This window comes from Pseudoalteromonas sp. 1_2015MBL_MicDiv, from assembly GCF_002407505.1.
Taxonomy (GTDB): Bacteria; Pseudomonadota; Gammaproteobacteria; order Enterobacterales; family Alteromonadaceae; genus Pseudoalteromonas; species Pseudoalteromonas fuliginea.
Genome location: NZ_CP012737.1, coordinates 1,906,770 through 1,924,196, shown reverse-complemented (window position 1 = coordinate 1,924,196; position 17,427 = coordinate 1,906,770). Strand labels below are relative to the sequence as shown.

Genomic DNA, 17,427 nt, shown 5'->3' with positions numbered 1-17,427 from the left:
TAAAATAGCGACGAAGGAGCAAAAGCCAACTGTTTTTTGTCCTTGTTTAATTTCTTGTTAGGCTTTTAATACACCTTGCCAATAACCGACATCTTTCCATTGTTCAAATTTAAAGCCTACCTCTTTAAAATGAGCTACTTTTTCTAATCCAAATTTCTCATGAAGTGCGACACTAGCGGGATTAGGCAATGTAATGCCGCCAATCACAGAATGAATAGAACGAGATTTCAACTCTGAGAATAAAGCATCATAAAGCTGAGAGCCTATACCCTTACGGATAAATGTTGGTGCTAAATAAACAGTAACCTCGACTGAAAAGCGATAAGCGAATCGCTCTCTCCATTTGGTAGCATAAGCATAACCAATTAATTTTCCTGAAGCATCTTCAGCAATTAACCACGGTAAATCATCGGACTGAACTTTAGATATACGACTGAGAATATCCTCAGAGCTTATAATTTCTGTTTCGAATGTAACAACAGTATCTGAAATATAATGATTATATATTTCAGCAATAGAAGTAGCATCCTTACCAACCGCATTACGAATCACAATGCCTCCTGAAAGCCTAACGCCTCAAACAGAGGCTAAAAATTGTTGGCTAAAATAGCGAGGTACGAGCAATAGCCAGCTGTTTTTAGTCCTGCTGATTTGCCTTGTTAGCTGTGTAAGTTAAACGTTTGCGGTTTACCGCTGTAACTAACGAAAAATACAACTCACTATTTTTAATACACTTTACTTAAAAATTTACGCTAAGAAAACAGCATTAAACGATTAACGTAAAGTAAATTCGAATTTGGTAAAGGTAAAGTGAAACGTAAAACCTTTTACTAAAAACCAATCCCTGATTTATACAAACTGAATAAGACTGCTAACAGCTTTATCAGAGGACACTTTCCTCTTTTTATGAGCAATGTATGTCCCCTTAATTGTTTTTCATATTAATAACAAATCCTGTAACACATTGCCAGCTTTAAACTTTAAGTCAGGCTGTTCTTTTATTAAAATGCAGAAAAGAGGAAAACGTCCTCATTTCTTGACTTAGGAGGAAAAACGCCAATACTGTATATAAATACAGCTAATTGAGATTTAAAATGAAAACTAAGTCCCCTTTCCTTAATAGTATTATCAACTATATGTATAGCCATCATTATGCTAAAAAATCTATTGAAACTTATGTCTTTTGGATTACTGCCTATATCCATTTTCATAATAAGCGGCACCCTACCAGTATGGGCAATAATGAAGTAGAAATATTTTTAAATCACTTAACAGTTACTAAAAAAGTGGCAGCGAGAACACAAGCAACCGCTTTAAATGCACTTGCTTTTTTATATAAACATATTATCAAGAATGAGCTTTCATTAGATTTAAATTTCATCAAAAGTAACCGTCAACAGAAACTTCCTGTCGTACTTACACAAAATGAGGTATCGCTATTTTTTAGAAATATAAATAAGCGACATTATTTGATAGCAAGCCTGCTATATGGAAGTGGTTTACGGCTGATGGAAGCAGTAAAAATAAGAGTTCATGATATTGACTTCGACTATAAAAACATACGCATTTGGAACGGCAAGGGTAATAAAAATCGTATTGTGACACTTGCTGAAGAATTAATACCAATGCTAAGAAATCAAATAATTCAGGTTGATGAATATTTACAGTTAGATTTAAAAAATAATGCGTACGCCGGTGTATGGATGCCTTATCGACTTAGTAAAAAATACCCAAGCGCTAATAAGTCATTACAATGGCAGTTTCTGTTCCCATCACATAAATTAAGTACAGACCCTGAAACAGGAGAAATAAGACGTCATCACTTAGATCATTCAGGGGTAAGAAAGGCAGTTAAACTGTCTTCAACAAAAGCCGAAATTAACAAACACGTTACCCCACATACTTTGCGCCACTCATTCGCTACGCATTTGCTGCAAAGCGGCGCTGATATACGCACAGTACAAACACAACTTGGGCACAGTGACGTGCGTACTACACAAATATATACCCATGTACTACAACAAGGTGCCAACGGTGTTATTAGCCCTTTTTCAAGATTATAAATATCTCAGTAACAAGGCAAAAATTTAGTTATATTGTTTGTCTATATGAGAAGTTTTTAACGCAGTTAATGAGTTATTTAGAACGCTAAAATGTTCTACGTTTTAATTCAACGGGTATCCTACTCATGTTTTATAGCAAATTGCCAACGACAATATCAGCCCTTTTCAATATTATAAACTCCCCGATTTAAAACAAAAAAGCACAGCCCAAAACAGCCATGCTTTTTTAATCAACCTTAATCCAGTTCGGTTTACAAACGAATGCCGCCGTCTATTTCTACCACGCGGCCTGTAAAAAAGTCATTTTCGATTATGTATTGTGCAGTATGGGCAATTTCGTCGCTTTCGCCTAAGCGCCCTACTGGCGTTACTGCGAGCATACGTTGTTTGGCTTCAGGCTTCATGGCGTCGGTCATGGCAGTACTTATTACACCTGGTGCAATAGCGCCTACACGTATACCAAAGCGGCCAAGTTCTTTAGCCCATGTGGTGGTAAGGGCCACTACGCCTGCTTTTGATGCTGCGTAATTTGTTTGGCCTATGTTACCTGCGCGCGCTACGCTCGACATATTAACTATAACGCCGCCTTTGCCTGATTCAATCATGTGGCTTGCAGCTTCCCGCCCTGCTAAAAACACACCGGTCAGGTTTACATCAATAACTGATTGAAATTGCTCAAGAGACATTTTTTTAACGACTTTGCCGTCTTTAGCCTTTATAAAAATGCCGTCGCGTAAAATACCGGCGTTGTTTATAAGCACACCAATGTGGCCAAAATCGCTGTTAATGGTATTAAATACGGTTTCTACTTCGCTCTCATTTGTTACGTTTGCGGCATAACCTTTAATATTGCTAGTTACATCTTCAAGCTGTGTGAGTTCTTCGCATGCGGTGTTTAATAAATCTTGTGCCATATCTATTAAAGCAATGTTAGCACCCATAAGTGCAAACTTTTGCGCCATTGCAAAGCCTAAACCTTGTGCGCCGCCGGTTATTACTACCGTGTTATTTTTAATTTCCACGCGTTGCTCCTACTTTGAAAACAGTTTAAAAATGGCACTAAAGTCATCACTACCCGCACCTTGGTACTGTAGCATAGTGTATAAATTTTTAGCCATTGACCCCATAGGGGTTGATGAATTACTTTGCTGCGCGGCTTCCATGGCAAGGCCTAAATCTTTAGCCATTAAATCGACCATAAAGCCAGGTTTGTAATCGTTGCTTGCAGGGGCTGTATCCATTACACCTGGGCAAGGGTTGTAAAGTTCAAGCGTCCAGTTACGGCCCGAACTTGCGGTCATTATGTCGCTAAGTACTTTAGGATCTAGGCCGTTGTTAATACCCATTTGCAGTGCTTCGCTGGTGCCTGCCATTAAAATGCTAAGTAGCATGTTATTACATATTTTTGCTACTTGCCCTGCGCCAATATCGCCTGCATGAAATATGTTTTTACCCATATCACTAAGCACTGTATTTGCTTTATCGAACGCTGCTTTTTCGCCACCTACAATAAAGGTAAGAGTGCCAGCAGTTGCGCCTGCAACGCCGCCCGATACCGGTGCATCCACGAAGCTTATGCCTTGTTTACCAAGTGTACTGCCTACAATACGTGCTGATTCTGCATCTATTGTTGAGCAATCAATTACTAATGTATTTTTGCTCAGCACATTAATCAAACCGCTGTCGTCGTTATTTCCTAAATACAGCGATTTAACATGCTTGCCTGCAGGTAACATACTAATAAGTACGTCAGCATTGGTTGCGCACTGCTTTGCATCAACTGCTGCTTTTGCGCCTTTGCTTGCAAGTTCATTTACGACCGACTGGTTTAAATCGAACACACTCACAGTATGTCCAGCTTTAATTAAGTTAGCCGCCATTGGGCTGCCCATATTACCTAAGCCGATAAAACCAATATTGAGTTTAGTCATCGTCTTTCCTTTATTTGTGTGTTGGCGTGTCTAAGCCATTGAGTGGGTGGTTTTCGCCAAAGCGATTAGCAAAAAAGCTGTCGATTATTGTTTGTGGTACATCACTAAGAGTTTTGTACTGCCAATTAGGCGCGCCGTCTTTATCTATTAATAACGCCCTTACACCTTCTTGAAACTCACCTACTTCGCCAGCACGCACCGACATACCCAGCTCCATTTTAAAACACGTTAATAAGCTTTTGCCTTTACTTGTTTTTAATTGCTCACTAACGAGTGCGCAGCTTAGTGGGCATCCGTGTTTAAGTGACTTTTGGGCGCGTTGTAACCATTTATCGTCAGTAGCTAGCCCTAAAATATAATCAACTTGCTCCTGCAAGGTTGTAAACTCACCCAGCTTTTGAATCGTTTTTAAATTAGCTTTTATATTGCCTTTTGGCATACGCGCAGAGTGGTTGTCTAAATCGGTTAATAACTTAGTTAAACGCTCATGATTTAAGCTTGCGATTTTGCCCCATTTAGCTGCTGAAATTTGTGCAAGCATGGCATCATATTTAGTGCTGTCGATAAAGTGATCACTAAGTGATACAAAACGCGCGTCGTCGCAGTTAATTGATGCCGACGTTAACCCTAAAAATAGCCCCACACTTTGTGGCATTTTATGTAAAAAGTAACTGCCGCCTACATCAGGGTATAAACCTATGGTTTGCTCTGGCATGGCAATGCGTGATGTTTCTGTAACAACGCGGTGGCTAGCACCGGCCATTAGCCCTAAACCGCCGCCCATTACTATGCCGTTACCCCAAACGAGGATTGGTTTATCAAAGGTATGAATAAGGTAATCAAGCTTATACTCAAGCGTAAAAAACTCTTCAACTAAGCTTGTTGGTTTACCTTGCGCCATTGCATGATGAAGGCTTACAACATCGCCGCCAGCACAAAATGCTTTATCGCCTGCGCCTTTTAACAACACCATTGCAATAGCATCATCGTCTTGCCAAGCTCGCAATTGCGGTTCAAGTAACTTGATCATCTCAAAATTAAGTGCATTTAACGCTTTTGGCGCGTTGAGTGTAATAAGCCCTATTAAACTGCCGTTTTCTGCGGTTGCGGTTTCAAATACCACGGGCTCATCGGCGCTATTTAATAATGTTAAAGCACTCATTAGCCGTTTACCCAGTTAGCGCGGCGTTTTTCTAAAAATGCATTTACGCCCTCTTGTTGATCTTCGGTATCAAATAAACCAACAAATAATTCACGTTCAAGAGGCAATACACTTGCCATTGGTTGATGACGCCCTTTTTGAATCAATGTTTTACACGCAGCTACTGAGGTAGGGCTTTGATCGGCTACTTGGTTGGCAAGTTTTAATGCCGCTGAAAAGCTTTCGCCTTGTGGTACTACTTCTTCTACTAAGCCAATTTGCAGGGCTTTATCGGCTTTTAAGCGCTCACCGCATAAAATCATGCGTTTTGCCCAGCCTTCGCCAACTAACCATGCTAAATTTTGTGTACCACCCGCACACGGTAATAACCCAACTTTAGCTTCAGGAAGCGCCATTTGTGCTTGTTCTTCCGCTATACGTACGTCGCACGCAAGTGCAACCTCTAAGCCACCGCCCATTGCATAACCGTTAATGGCAGCAACCGACACGCCTCTAAAATTAGTCAGTGCTTCAAACGCTTCACCAAATACACGCGACATATCGGCGGCAACGCCTTTATCGCCACCTGCAAATACGTTTAGGTCGGCACCTGCGCTAAAAAACTTCTCACCTTCACCAGTCAGTACTAATGCATAAATATTTTTATTATTATTAAGCGCGTTAACTTTGTTTTTTAAATCAACTAGGGTGTCTTTTGTCCAGGTGTTTGCTGGCGGATTAGACATCGTTAAAATAGCAACATGACCTTCGGTTGTAAGTTCAATACTCGGATTAGATTTAGATTCTGACATACATTGCTCCTTATAAAACGTCGCTTGCAGACTCAGCCAAAATACGGCGCGCTATAATCACACGCATAATTTCGTTAGTGCCCTCTAAAATTTGATGAACGCGTACATCACGTACATGGCGCTCAAGCGGGTATTCTTTTATGTAACCGTAACCACCATGAATTTGCAGTGCGTCGTTACACACAGTAAAGCCAACATCGGTAGCAAAGCGTTTAGCCATGGCGCAGTAAGTGGTTTTTTCAACGTCGTTATTATCAAGTTTAAATGCAGCAAGCCTTACCATTTGGCGCGCAGCTACAAGTTCGGTGTTCATATCGGCAATTTTAAATTGCAATGCTTGAAACGCAGCCAATGGCTTACCAAATTGTGTACGTTCTTTTAAATATTCACGGGCTGTATTAAGCGCCGCTTGCGCTGTACCAATTGAACATGTGGCAATGTTAATTCGGCCGCCATCTAGGCCTTGCATCGCAAATTTAAAGCCTTCTCCCTCTGCGCCTAATAAGTTATGCGCAGGAATGCGTACATCTTCAAAGCTAATTAGCCGTGTTGGTTGTGCGTTCCAACCCATTTTTTCCTCTGCTTTGCCATATTCAACGCCTTTTGCGTCGGCAGGCACTACAAATGCCGAAATACCCGCAGCGCCTTCGCCGCCTGTACGTGCCATTACCACTAATACTTCGGTTTCGCCAGCGCCCGATATAAACATTTTTGAGCCATTAATAACGTACTCATCGCCCTCAAGCACGGCTTTGGTTTTAAGTGATGCGGCGTCTGAGCCCGAGCCTGGCTCTGTTAAACAGTAAGAGGCAAGTAACTCGCCCATTACTAATTGCTCTACGTATTTGTCTTTAACGGCATCGGTACCAAAACTTGCTACCATCCAGGTAGCCATATTATGAATGGTTAACATAGCCGTTGTTGCGGTACAGCCCATAGCAAGTTGTTCAAAAATAATGCTCGAATCTAAACGAGATAAACCAAGGCCGCCTGCTTCCTCTGGCGTGTATAAACCACAAAAACCAAGCTCGCCCGCAGCTTTAATCGTGTCTTTAGGAAAAATATGTTCGCGATCCCACTTTGCTGCATGGGGCGCAAGTTCTGACTCGGCAAATTGGCGTGCTGTTTGAGCAAAGGCTTGTTGATCTTCTGATAAGTTAAAGTCCATGGTAGACCTCTTTAATTGTGTTAGTTGTGTTGTTAGTGTTTCCCGTCACAGGGATAGTTTGTGACGAGCGGCGAAGGCTTATGTGTGTGTTGTGTGTGAAGTAGCCTTCGCGCCCATCTTTTTTATTAATTATTCTTTTATTTACTCATTTTTTAATTACGATTATTTTAAGTTAATACTCATGTTTGGACCCGACGCAATGTCGTCTTCAAACCAACGTGATGTAATCGTTTTAGTTTCTGTATAAAAACGAATCCCTTGTTTACCGTAAGTGTGTGTATCGCCATAAAATGAGCCTTTCCAACCAGTGAACGAAAAGAACGGAAGTGGCACCGGAATTGGCACATTAATACCTACTTGGCCTACTTCAATTTCGTGTTGGAATTTACGAGCCACTGCGCCGCTTGAGGTAAATAACGATGTGCCGTTACCGTAAGGGCTGTCGTTAATAAGTGCAATTGCTTCATCAAGCGTGTCTACAAACATACACGCCAGTACTGGACCAAATATTTCTTCTTTGTATAAATCCATCTCTTTGGTTACATCGGTAAATAACGTTGGGCCAACCCAGTTACCTTGCTCATACCCTTCAACCGTAAAGTCAGAACCATCAATTAAACAAGTAGCGCCTTGCTCTTTACCACCAGCAATGAGTGATAAAATACGTGCTTTTGCTGCTTTTGATGTTTGTGGACCGTATGCCGCGTTTGCATCATCCCACACACCTGGGCGTACATTTTCAAAGCCTGCTTTAATTTCATCTACCCACTGACTTGCTTGACCTACAAATACAGCAACCGAAATACCCATACAACGCTGGCCAGCAGCACCGACCGATGCGCCTACTAGGTTATTTACAACGTGCGATTTACTTGCATCTGGCATAATAACCATGTGGTTTTTAGCGCCAACACACGCTTGCACGCGCTTAAGGTTTTGTGTGCCTTTAGAATAAATATAAGCACCTACACCACACGAGCCAACAAACGAAATAGCACGCACTGCTTTATCTTCTAGTAAGCGGTCTACTTGTGGTTTTGTACCGTGAACAACTTGTAATACGCCTTTTGGTGCGCCGGCTTCAATAAATAGCTCTGCTAAGCGCATTGGTGTAAGTGGATCTTGCTCAGACGGTTTTAAAATAAAGGTGTTACCACACACAATAGCCAGCGGGAACATCCAAAGGGGGATCATTGCAGGGAAGTTAAATGGTGTTACGCCCGCACATACGCCAAGTGGCTGCATATAAGAATACGTGTCGATTTTACGCGCTACGTTCTCCATTGTTTCACCCATCATTAATGATGGTGCGTTCGCTGCTTGTTCTACTACTTCAATACCACGCCAAACATCGCCTTTTGCATCTTCAAACGTTTTACCCAATTCGTGGCAAATAATGGTAGCAAGCTCATCGTGATGTTCTTTTAATAGCGCCGCGTACTTCATCATAATGCGAGCACGTTCAGTAATGGGTACGTCTTTCCATGTTTTAAACGTTTCAGAGGCAGAGGCAATTGCTGCGTCCATTTCTGATTCTGTGGTACATGGCACTTGTGCAAGTACTTCTTGAGTTGCTGGGTTTATAACATCGATAAGCTCTTTTGATGCTGATTGAATAAATTCGCCATTAATAAGTAGTGGTACTTGGTGCATGATTAAATCCTAGTGTGTGAGTTGTGTGTTCTCTTTTAAAATTGGTAGCGCCGCTTTGTTAGTATTATTAGTGCAGCGCTTTTATAGTTATTCGTGTAAGTATTCGTCTAGCTATTGATGTAACTGTAATTAGTAAGCTTCTAAGGCCATAGCAACCGCTTCACCGCCACCAATACATAAAGACGCAATGCCTTTTTTAAGGCCTCGGTTTTTAAGGGCATGAATTAGCGTTACTAAAATACGCGCGCCGCTTGCACCAATTGGGTGACCCAATGCACATGCACCGCCGTTAACGTTTACTTTGCTTTCATCAAGTTTTAACTCGTTAATAGCCAGCATGGTTACCATGGCAAATGCTTCGTTAATTTCCCAAAGGTCAACATCGTTTACAGCCCAGCCTGCTTTTTCAAGCACGCTGTTCATAGCCCCTACGGGCGCTACTGTAAATTCACTTGGTTTTTGAGAATGCGTGCTGTGCGCCACAATTTTACAAAGCGGTGTTAAGCCCTGCTCTTTTGCTTTTGATTCGCTCATTAATATAAGCGCTGCGCCACCATCTGAAATTGACGATGAATTAGCCGCTGTAATAGTACCGTCTTTTTTAAAGGCTGCACGCAAGGTAGGAATTTTTTCTGGGCGGGCGTTACCTGGTTGCTCATCAATCGATACTGTTACATCGCCTTTGCGTGTTTGCATCGTGTGAGGTGCAACTTCGTCATCAAAACTGCCATTTTGTATCGCGGCTTTAGCTTTACTTAATGAGCCTAATGCAAACGCATCCATTTGCTCGCGGCCAATGCCGTATTCGTCGGCGGTGTCTTGTGCAAAACAACCCATTGCTTTGTTGTCGTAGGCGTCTTCAAGGCCATCGCTCATCATGTGATCTTTTATTTCGCCGTGACCCATACGCATTCCGCCACGCGCTTTTGGAATAAAGTACGGTGCGTTTGTCATGCTTTCCATACCACCGGCAATAGCAGATTGAATAGAGCCTGCTTTAATTAAATCGTTTGCAAGCATGGCCGCTTTTAAACCAGAGCCACATACTTTGTTAATTGTTGTAGCGCCAGTGCTAAGTGCAAGGCCTGCTTTTAACATTGCTTGGCGTGCGGGTGCTTGTCCAAGGCCTGCTGGTAATACACAGCCCATAATTACTTCGTCTATTGCATCATTAGCTAAACCAGTTTGTGCAAGTGCGCTGGCAATAGCGGTAGCGCCAAGCTCGGTAGACTGCGCATCACTTAACGCTCCCATAAAACCACCCATTGGGGTGCGTTTTGCTGCTACAATTACCACTGATTCTAAAGTCATAACTAACTCCATTGTATTTATATGCAAATAGTTGTTAGTATATTTGCTCTATTAATTTAGTATTCATTTATTGTTTAATACCCTTACACAATACTAACGTTTACGCCAACGTCAACTAAAAACAGCTTAATTTTTAGTTTTATAAGTGTAAGGATTATTTTCCATCGGTTAGACTACACTGACAAAATAAAAATAACCCATTGAATATTAATAATATAAATCAATACCTCGCTTAAACATCCCTTTATAAATAGTTTCAAATCACACCAAGCTTTACCTTTACGTAAACTTCACTTATATTGGAGTTATTCGAATGAGGCAAATACAACTATGAAACCAGATAATCAAACAAACTTTGCAAGCTCAGCCAATATACCGGCCAGTAATGAACAAACATTTAGCATTAGCGAACTCGCTAAAGAGTTTGACATTACAACCCGCTCTATTCGTTTTTACGAAGACCAAGGGCTAATAACTCCAGAACGTAATGGACAAACCCGTATTTATTCAAAACGCGACAAAGTGCGTTTAAAACTAATATTACGTGGTAAACGATTGGGCTTTACATTGGCCGAAACCGGTCGTTTGTTTGAACTGTACGACGCAGATAAATCAAGCGCAAAGCAGCTGGTTACTATGCTTGACCTTATTTCAGAAAAAAAAGCAGACCTATCTCAACAAATGGACGACATTAAAGTTGTTCTTATGGAGTTGGTGACGGCCGAGCGCCGCTGCAGAGACACGCTTAATAAAATAGACGAGTAAGTTTATTTTTAAAATAACAACACACTGACAACACACACGTCATACAGGAATGAATCATGAGCACTATTTCACTATATAAAGAAATGAACTTTGGCCTTGGCGAAACCGCCGATATGATCCGCGACCACGTAAACAGTTTTGCGAGTCAGGAGATTGCCCCGCTTGCTGAAAAAACGGACTTAGATAACGCTTTTCCAAATCAACTTTGGACTCAAATGGGCGAAATGGGCGTACTAGGTATGACCGTATCTGAAGAACTTGGCGGCGCAGGATTAGGTTACTTAGAACATGTTATTGCTATGGAAGAAATAAGCCGTGCTAGTGCATCTATTGGCTTAAGCTATGGCGCACATTCAAACCTGTGTGTTAATCAAATTAACCGTAACGGGTCACAAGCTCAAAAAGAAAAATACTTACCTAAGCTTATTAGTGGCGAGCACATTGGTGCTCTTGCAATGAGCGAGCCTAATGCGGGCTCTGACGTTGTATCGATGAAACTCAAAGCCGAAAAAAAAGGCGATAAGTACATTTTAAACGGCAACAAAATGTGGATCACCAACGGCCCAGACGCACACACTCTCGTTATTTACGCTAAAACAGATTTAAACGCCGGTGCTAAAGGCATTACCGCGTTTATTGTTGAAAGTGACTTTCCTGGTTTTTCAACAGCGCAAAAGCTCGACAAACTGGGCATGCGCGGCTCAAACACCTGTGAGCTAGTATTTGAAAACTGCGAAGTGCCAGAAGAGAATATTTTAGGTAACTTAAACGAAGGCGTTAAAGTACTTATGAGTGGCCTTGATTACGAACGCGTAGTACTTGCAGCGGGCCCGCTTGGCATAATGCAAGCGTGTATGGACATAGTTGTACCGTACATTCATGAGCGTAAACAGTTTGATACCCCGATTGGTCAATTTCAGTTAATTCAGGGCAAAGTAGCCGACATGTATACACAAATGAATGCTGCCCGCTCATACGTATATACGGTAGCTAAAGCGTGTGACCGTGGTGAAACGACCCGTAAAGATGCCGCTGGTGCAATTTTATACGCAGCTGAGCTTGCAACTAAAATGGCACTTGATGCGATTCAAATTTTAGGTGGCAATGGCTACATAAACGAATACGCAACGGGCCGTCTTCTTCGTGACGCTAAATTATACGAAATTGGTGCAGGTACATCAGAAATACGCCGCATGCTTATTGGCCGCGAACTTTTCACTGAAAGCCGTTAAGGATTAAACCATGACGATTTTAAAATCGAGCGTTAATCCTCACGATCCAACGTTTGTGCAAAACCATAAAAATATGTCAGCGCTGGTGGATGATTTACGCAGTAAAGTAGCAACAATTAGCCAAGGCGGAGGCGCTGCATTAAAAGAGCGCCACGAAGGCCGTGGTAAATTATTTGTACGCAACCGTATAAGTACATTAATTGATGAAGGCTCACCGTTTTTAGAAATTTCGCAATTTGCTGCCTTTGGTGTGTACGAACAAGCAATACCTTGTGCAGGCGTTGTAGCCGGTATTGGCCGTGTTAAAGGCGTTGAATGCATGATTATTGCAAACGATGCCACGGTTAAAGGCGGTACATATTTTCCGCTTACCGTTAAAAAGCATTTACGCGCACAAGACATCGCAGAGCGCTGCCACTTACCGTGTATTTATCTTGTAGATTCGGGCGGTGCTAACCTGCCTGAGCAAGATGATGTATTTCCAGATAAGTTGCATTTTGGTCGTATTTTTTACAATCAAGCCCGTATGTCGGGTAAAGGCATTCCACAAATTGCCGTGGTAATGGGATTATGTACCGCAGGTGGTGCGTACGTACCTGCTATGGCAGACGAAAGCATTATTGTAAAAGATCAAGGCACTATATTTTTAGCCGGTCCGCCGCTTGTAAAAGCAGCAACGGGCGAAGAAGTAACCGCCGAAGAGCTTGGCGGTGCCGATGTGCACTGTAAAGTGTCGGGTGTTGCCGATCACTACGCTGAAAACGATGCTCATGCGCTGTCTATTGCGCGCCAATGTATTGAGCGTATTAATTACACACGCCCTACGGCCCCTCTTCTAGATGATGTAAAACCACCCCGTTACGATATTAATGAGCTTTACGGCATTGTAGGCACCGACCTTAAAAAGCCGTTTGATGTACGCGAAGTAATAGCGCGCACAGTGGATGATTCATCATTTGATGAATTTAAACGTTACTTTGGTGAAACGCTGGTCACCGGCTTTGCCAGTATTTACGGCAATCCTGTTGGCATAGTAGCTAATAACGGTATTTTATTTAGTGAGTCGGCGCAAAAAGGCGCGCACTTTATTCAGCTGTGTGCTCAGCGCAATATTCCTTTAGTATTTTTACAAAATATTACCGGCTTTATGGTGGGTAAAAAATACGAAGCTGAAGGTATTGCTAAGCACGGCGCTAAAATGGTGATGGCGGTTTCGTGTGCTGATGTGCCTAAATTCACAGTACTTATTGGCGGCTCATACGGCGCAGGTAACTACGGTATGTGTGGCCGCGCATTTGAACCCACCATGATGTGGATGTGGCCTAATGCTCGTATTTCGGTAATGGGCGGCGAGCAAGCAGCCGGTGTAATGGCGCAAGTTAAACAAGATGGTTTAGCACGTAAAGGCCAAAGCATGAGCGAGCAAGAAATCAGTGATTTTAAAAAGCCAATTATTGATCAGTACGAAGAGCAAGGTCATCCGTATTACGCAAGTGCACGCTTGTGGGATGACGGCATTATAGACCCTGCCGATACGCGTAATGTATTAGGTCTTGCGTTAACAGCTGCGAATAACGCACCAAAACGTGATTCGAAATTTGGCGTATTTAGAATGTAACCGGAGCGCAAAATGTCAGTAACACTACAAATAACAAAATCTAATGTGGCTGTACTTGTGTTAAGTCGCCCAGAAAAAAGAAACGCATTTAACAGCGAAGTAATACATGAGCTGATCCAGTGTATTGAACATGCAAATACGCTTGATATTCGTGCTTTGGTTTTAAAAACAGAGGGTAAACACTTTTCAGCAGGCGCCGATTTAGCCTGGATGAAATCAATGGCTGATAACAACTACACCGATAACCTAGCTGATTCAATGCAATTAGCTAAATTAATGCAGGTCTTGGCAAGCTCCCCGCATCCTACAATTTGTGCTGTGCAAGGTGCCGCTTTTGGTGGTGCTTTGGGTTTAATTGCCTGCTGCGATATAGCCCTTAGTAAAGACGATGCGCAATTTTGTTTAAGCGAAGTAAAACTGGGCCTTATTCCGGCGGTTATTAGTCCATACGTCATTAAAGCCATTGGTGAGCGTGCTGCTCGTAGGTACTTTTTAACGGCTGAAGTGTTTGATGCACATACTGCTAAACAACTTGGTTTAATTCATCAAGTAACCGGTAATTTAGACTGTGCACTCGATAATATGCTGCAAACACTGATTGATAACGGACCTGTTGCAGTAAAAGCCGCAAAAGCATTAATTAACGATGTAGCAAATAAACCAATAACCGATGAACTCATTGAGCTTACCGCAGAACGTATTGCAAAAATTCGCGTATCTGAAGAAGGTCAAGAAGGGCTAAGTGCTTTTTTTGATAAACGCTCACCCGCTTGGCAACTGTAGGATTGATTATGAACACACAACGATTACAAAAAATACTGATTGCCAATCGTGGAGAAATTGCGTGCCGTGTAATGCGTAGCGCAAAAAAAATGGGCTTAACCACGGTCGCAGTTTATTCTGATGCAGACAAACATGCCCAGCACGTAAAAATTGCTGACGAGGCTTACCATATTGGTGCTGCGCCAAGTAAAGATTCGTATTTAGTAGCAGACAAAATTTTACAAGTTGCCAAAGACTGCGGCGCTGATTGTATTCACCCTGGCTATGGTTTTTTATCTGAGAACAGCGAATTTGCTAAAGCCTGCGAAGCTAATAACATTGCTTTTGTAGGACCACCAGCAAGTAGCATTGAAGCAATGGGGTCTAAAACCCGCGCTAAAGAAATAATGGCAGCTGCTAATGTGCCATTAGTACCAGGTTATTATGGTGATAAACAAGACCCTGCTTTTTTACAAAGTGAAGCTGAAAAAATTGGCTACCCTGTACTCATTAAAGCGGCCTTTGGCGGCGGCGGTAAAGGCATGCGTGTGGTTGAAAAAGCACAAGACTTTATGAGCGCATTACAAGGTGCGCAACGTGAAGCCATTGCCGGTTTTGGTAACGATTTAGTATTACTTGAGCGTTACGTAAACCAGCCTCGCCATGTTGAAGTGCAAGTATTTGCAGATAACCATGGCAACTGTGTTTATTTAGGCGATCGTGATTGTTCTTTGCAACGTCGTCATCAAAAAGTAATTGAAGAAGCCCCTGCTCCGGGTTTATCTGACGAGCTACGCAAAGAAATGGGTGAAGCAGCTGTACGTTGTGCACTGGCTATAAATTATAGAGGCGCGGGTACGGTTGAGTTTTTACTGTGTGGCGATGAATTTTTCTTTATGGAAATGAACACGCGCCTACAAGTAGAACACCCTGTGACCGAAATGGTAACCGGTGTAGATTTAGTCAACTGGCAAATTAATATTGCGGGTGGGCAAACACTGCCACTGACACAAAGCGATATTCAATTGCAGGGTCATAGCTTTGAAGCGCGTATATACGCAGAAGATCCAGCTAACGACTTTATCCCGTGCTCGGGAACTATTGAAGCACTACACACACCGCTTAACAGCGAATTTTTACGCATTGATACAGGCATTGCACAAGGCGACGAAATCAGCCCGTTTTACGATCCGATGATTGCAAAACTTATTGTGCACGACGACACTCGCGAACAAGCACTGAGCCGTTTACAACACGCTCTTGAGCAATTTAATTTAGCGGGTTTTAGCACTAACATTGGCTTTTTACATAATTTAGCAAGCCACCCTACCTTTAAACAGGGTGCGCCAAGTACACACTTTATTGCAGAGCAAGGTGACTCGTTAGTTGCGGTTAACGAATCGTTATTGCAAGCAAGTCAGCTTATTGGTGCTTTTGCATATTTAGAATCGTTAACTAACACCCAAAATGCGCCAAACAGTGCAAGCCCGTGGCAACAACTGAGTGGTTTTACACTAAATGCACCACAAGCAATTAAAATCCCTTTTGCCGATTTACAGCTAAGCGCTATAAAAACCACAGCGGGCTATAATATTACGCATAACAAGCATGTATTTAACCTACAAGGCACATTAAATAATAATCTTTGCAGTGTATTTATTAACGGCGAAAAACATAGCGCGCACGTAACTACTGTAGGTAATAATACTGTTGGCAATATTGTCACTGTTATGAATAAAGCACTGCAAACTAAGCTTGAACTAGTTGATAAACATTATATTAGTTCGCACGAAAGCGAAGCACTGCCACTTGCCGCCCCACTCAATGGCACGGTAGTAAAACACTTAATTGACATTGGTAGCACAATTACCAAAGGCGATGCGGTTGTTATTATCGAAGCCATGAAAATGGAATACACTCTTAACGCACCACACGACGGCATTTTAAAAAGCTACTGTTTTGGTGAGGGCGAACTAGTAACGCATGGAGCCTTACTTGCTATTGTCGAAGATACAACTGAGGAAGGTGCATAATGAGTGCCTTTCCAAGTAAAGTACGTATTGTTGAAGTTGGCGCGCGAGACGGCCTACAAAACGAAAAAACAGTAAGCACAGCCGATAAAGTAGCGCTTATTAACGCCCTAAGTGCTGCAGGTTTAAAAGATATTGAAGCTGGTGCGTTTGTCTCCCCTAAGTGGGTGCCACAAATGGCAGACTCAGCGGATGTAATATCAGCGCTAGATTTACCCGATGTAAATTTAAGCGCCCTTACACCTAACTTAAAAGGTGCACAAGCAGCGCACGCTGTTGGCATTAAAGAGTTTGCTATATTTACCGCTGCAAGTGAGTCGTTTTGTCAAAAAAATATCAACTGCTCAATAGACGAAAGTATTGAACGTTTTAGCGAAGTAATGGCGTTTGCTAAAGCGAATAATATTCGCGTACGTGGTTATGTAAGCTGTGTGCTAGGTTGCCCTTATGAGGGTGAAATTAACCCACAAGCAGTACTCAAGGTATCGCAAAAGCTACTAGATTTAGGATGTTACGAAGTAAGCCTTGGCGATACCATAGGTGTTGGCACCGCTAAAAAAGTAACGCAGTTAATCGAGTTACTTTTAACGCACATTGATAAAACCAAGTTGGCCGTGCATTTTCATGATACATACGGCCAAGCGCTCACAAATATTTACGCAGCTTTAAGCCTAGGTATTGCAACGGTTGACGCGGCAGTTGCGGGCCTTGGTGGCTGTCCTTATGCTAAGGGTGCGTCAGGAAATGTTGCCACCGAAGATGTCGTTTACTTACTGCAAGGGCTTGGCATTGAACACTCAATTGATTTACAAAGGTTAAGTGACGCTGGCTGGGAAATAACCAAAGCACTTGGTAAGCAACCTGTGAGCAAAGTATCTGTGGCACTACACACTAAATAACCTGAGCTCTGGATAATAAATCTATCTCGAGCAGCTATTTTC

Annotated in this window: 15 protein-coding genes; 7 read left to right on the top strand and 8 right to left on the bottom strand. The window is 42.3% G+C overall.

Annotated elements, in window-relative coordinates; all coding sequences use genetic code 11:
- Positions 1-57 precede the first annotated feature (57 nt).
- Positions 58-552 (bottom strand): arsinothricin resistance N-acetyltransferase ArsN1 family B, encoded by a 495-nt coding sequence (locus AOR04_RS08680; RefSeq protein WP_096793067.1) that lies wholly within the window; start codon positions 550-552, stop codon positions 58-60.
- 542 nt (positions 553-1,094) lie between these two features.
- On the opposite strand from AOR04_RS08680, the gene AOR04_RS08675 reads away from it, so the two are divergent.
- Complete coding sequence (locus AOR04_RS08675; RefSeq protein ID WP_096793066.1) at positions 1,095-2,063, top strand: integron integrase; 969 nt, start codon at positions 1,095-1,097, stop codon at positions 2,061-2,063.
- Between the two features lie 251 nt (positions 2,064-2,314).
- On the opposite strand, the gene AOR04_RS08670 is transcribed toward AOR04_RS08675, so the two are convergent.
- From AOR04_RS08670 to AOR04_RS08640, 7 genes are all read right to left on the bottom strand, one after another.
- Entirely contained in the window at positions 2,315-3,085 is a 771-nt protein-coding gene (locus AOR04_RS08670; RefSeq protein ID WP_096793065.1) for an SDR family oxidoreductase, read from the bottom strand.
- 9 nt (positions 3,086-3,094) lie between these two features.
- On the bottom strand, positions 3,095-3,994 hold the full coding sequence (gene mmsB, locus AOR04_RS08665; RefSeq protein WP_096793064.1) for a 3-hydroxyisobutyrate dehydrogenase: 900 nt from the start codon (positions 3,992-3,994) through the stop codon (positions 3,095-3,097).
- Between the two features lie 10 nt (positions 3,995-4,004).
- Positions 4,005-5,156 (bottom strand): enoyl-CoA hydratase/isomerase family protein, encoded by a 1,152-nt coding sequence (locus AOR04_RS08660; RefSeq protein ID WP_096793063.1) that lies wholly within the window; start codon positions 5,154-5,156, stop codon positions 4,005-4,007.
- Positions 5,156-5,947 carry an enoyl-CoA hydratase gene (locus tag AOR04_RS08655; protein WP_096793062.1) on the bottom strand — a complete coding sequence of 264 codons (792 nt, stop codon included), beginning with the start codon at positions 5,945-5,947 and terminating at the stop codon, positions 5,156-5,158. The genes AOR04_RS08660 and AOR04_RS08655 overlap by 1 nt, the downstream gene beginning before the upstream one ends.
- A gap of 10 nt (positions 5,948-5,957) precedes the next feature.
- Positions 5,958-7,115, bottom strand: coding sequence for an acyl-CoA dehydrogenase family protein (locus AOR04_RS08650; RefSeq protein WP_002961869.1), 1,158 nt, complete (start codon positions 7,113-7,115; stop codon positions 5,958-5,960).
- A 162-nt stretch (positions 7,116-7,277) separates the two neighbouring features.
- A complete protein-coding gene (locus AOR04_RS08645) occupies positions 7,278-8,768 on the bottom strand; it encodes a CoA-acylating methylmalonate-semialdehyde dehydrogenase (RefSeq protein ID WP_007376568.1) in 1,491 nt (496 codons plus the stop codon).
- A gap of 129 nt (positions 8,769-8,897) precedes the next feature.
- Positions 8,898-10,079, bottom strand: a complete 1,182-nt coding sequence (locus AOR04_RS08640) for a thiolase family protein (protein WP_096793061.1) — start codon at positions 10,077-10,079, stop codon at positions 8,898-8,900.
- A 330-nt stretch (positions 10,080-10,409) separates the two neighbouring features.
- Here AOR04_RS08640 and AOR04_RS08635 point away from each other — a divergent pair, with 330 nt between their 5' ends.
- Genes AOR04_RS08635 through AOR04_RS08610 form a run of 6 tightly spaced genes read left to right on the top strand, consistent with a single transcriptional unit; the run spans position 10,410 to position 17,385 of the window.
- Positions 10,410-10,844 (top strand): MerR family transcriptional regulator, encoded by a 435-nt coding sequence (locus AOR04_RS08635; protein ID WP_096793060.1) that lies wholly within the window; start codon positions 10,410-10,412, stop codon positions 10,842-10,844.
- Positions 10,845-10,900: 56 nt separating this feature from the next.
- Positions 10,901-12,076: an isovaleryl-CoA dehydrogenase gene (locus AOR04_RS08630; RefSeq protein WP_096793059.1), complete on the top strand. Its 1,176-nt coding sequence runs from the start codon at positions 10,901-10,903 to the stop codon at positions 12,074-12,076.
- 10 nt (positions 12,077-12,086) lie between these two features.
- Positions 12,087-13,694: a carboxyl transferase domain-containing protein gene (locus AOR04_RS08625; RefSeq protein WP_096793058.1), complete on the top strand. Its 1,608-nt coding sequence runs from the start codon at positions 12,087-12,089 to the stop codon at positions 13,692-13,694.
- A 12-nt stretch (positions 13,695-13,706) separates the two neighbouring features.
- Positions 13,707-14,477, top strand: coding sequence for an enoyl-CoA hydratase/isomerase family protein (locus tag AOR04_RS08620; protein WP_096793057.1), 771 nt, complete (start codon positions 13,707-13,709; stop codon positions 14,475-14,477).
- A gap of 8 nt (positions 14,478-14,485) precedes the next feature.
- Positions 14,486-16,489 carry an acetyl/propionyl/methylcrotonyl-CoA carboxylase subunit alpha gene (locus AOR04_RS08615; protein WP_096793056.1) on the top strand — a complete coding sequence of 668 codons (2,004 nt, stop codon included), beginning with the start codon at positions 14,486-14,488 and terminating at the stop codon, positions 16,487-16,489.
- Positions 16,489-17,385, top strand: a complete 897-nt coding sequence (locus tag AOR04_RS08610) for a hydroxymethylglutaryl-CoA lyase (RefSeq protein WP_096793055.1) — start codon at positions 16,489-16,491, stop codon at positions 17,383-17,385. Before AOR04_RS08615 ends, AOR04_RS08610 begins: the two co-directional genes overlap by 1 nt.
- Positions 17,386-17,427 lie beyond the last annotated feature (42 nt).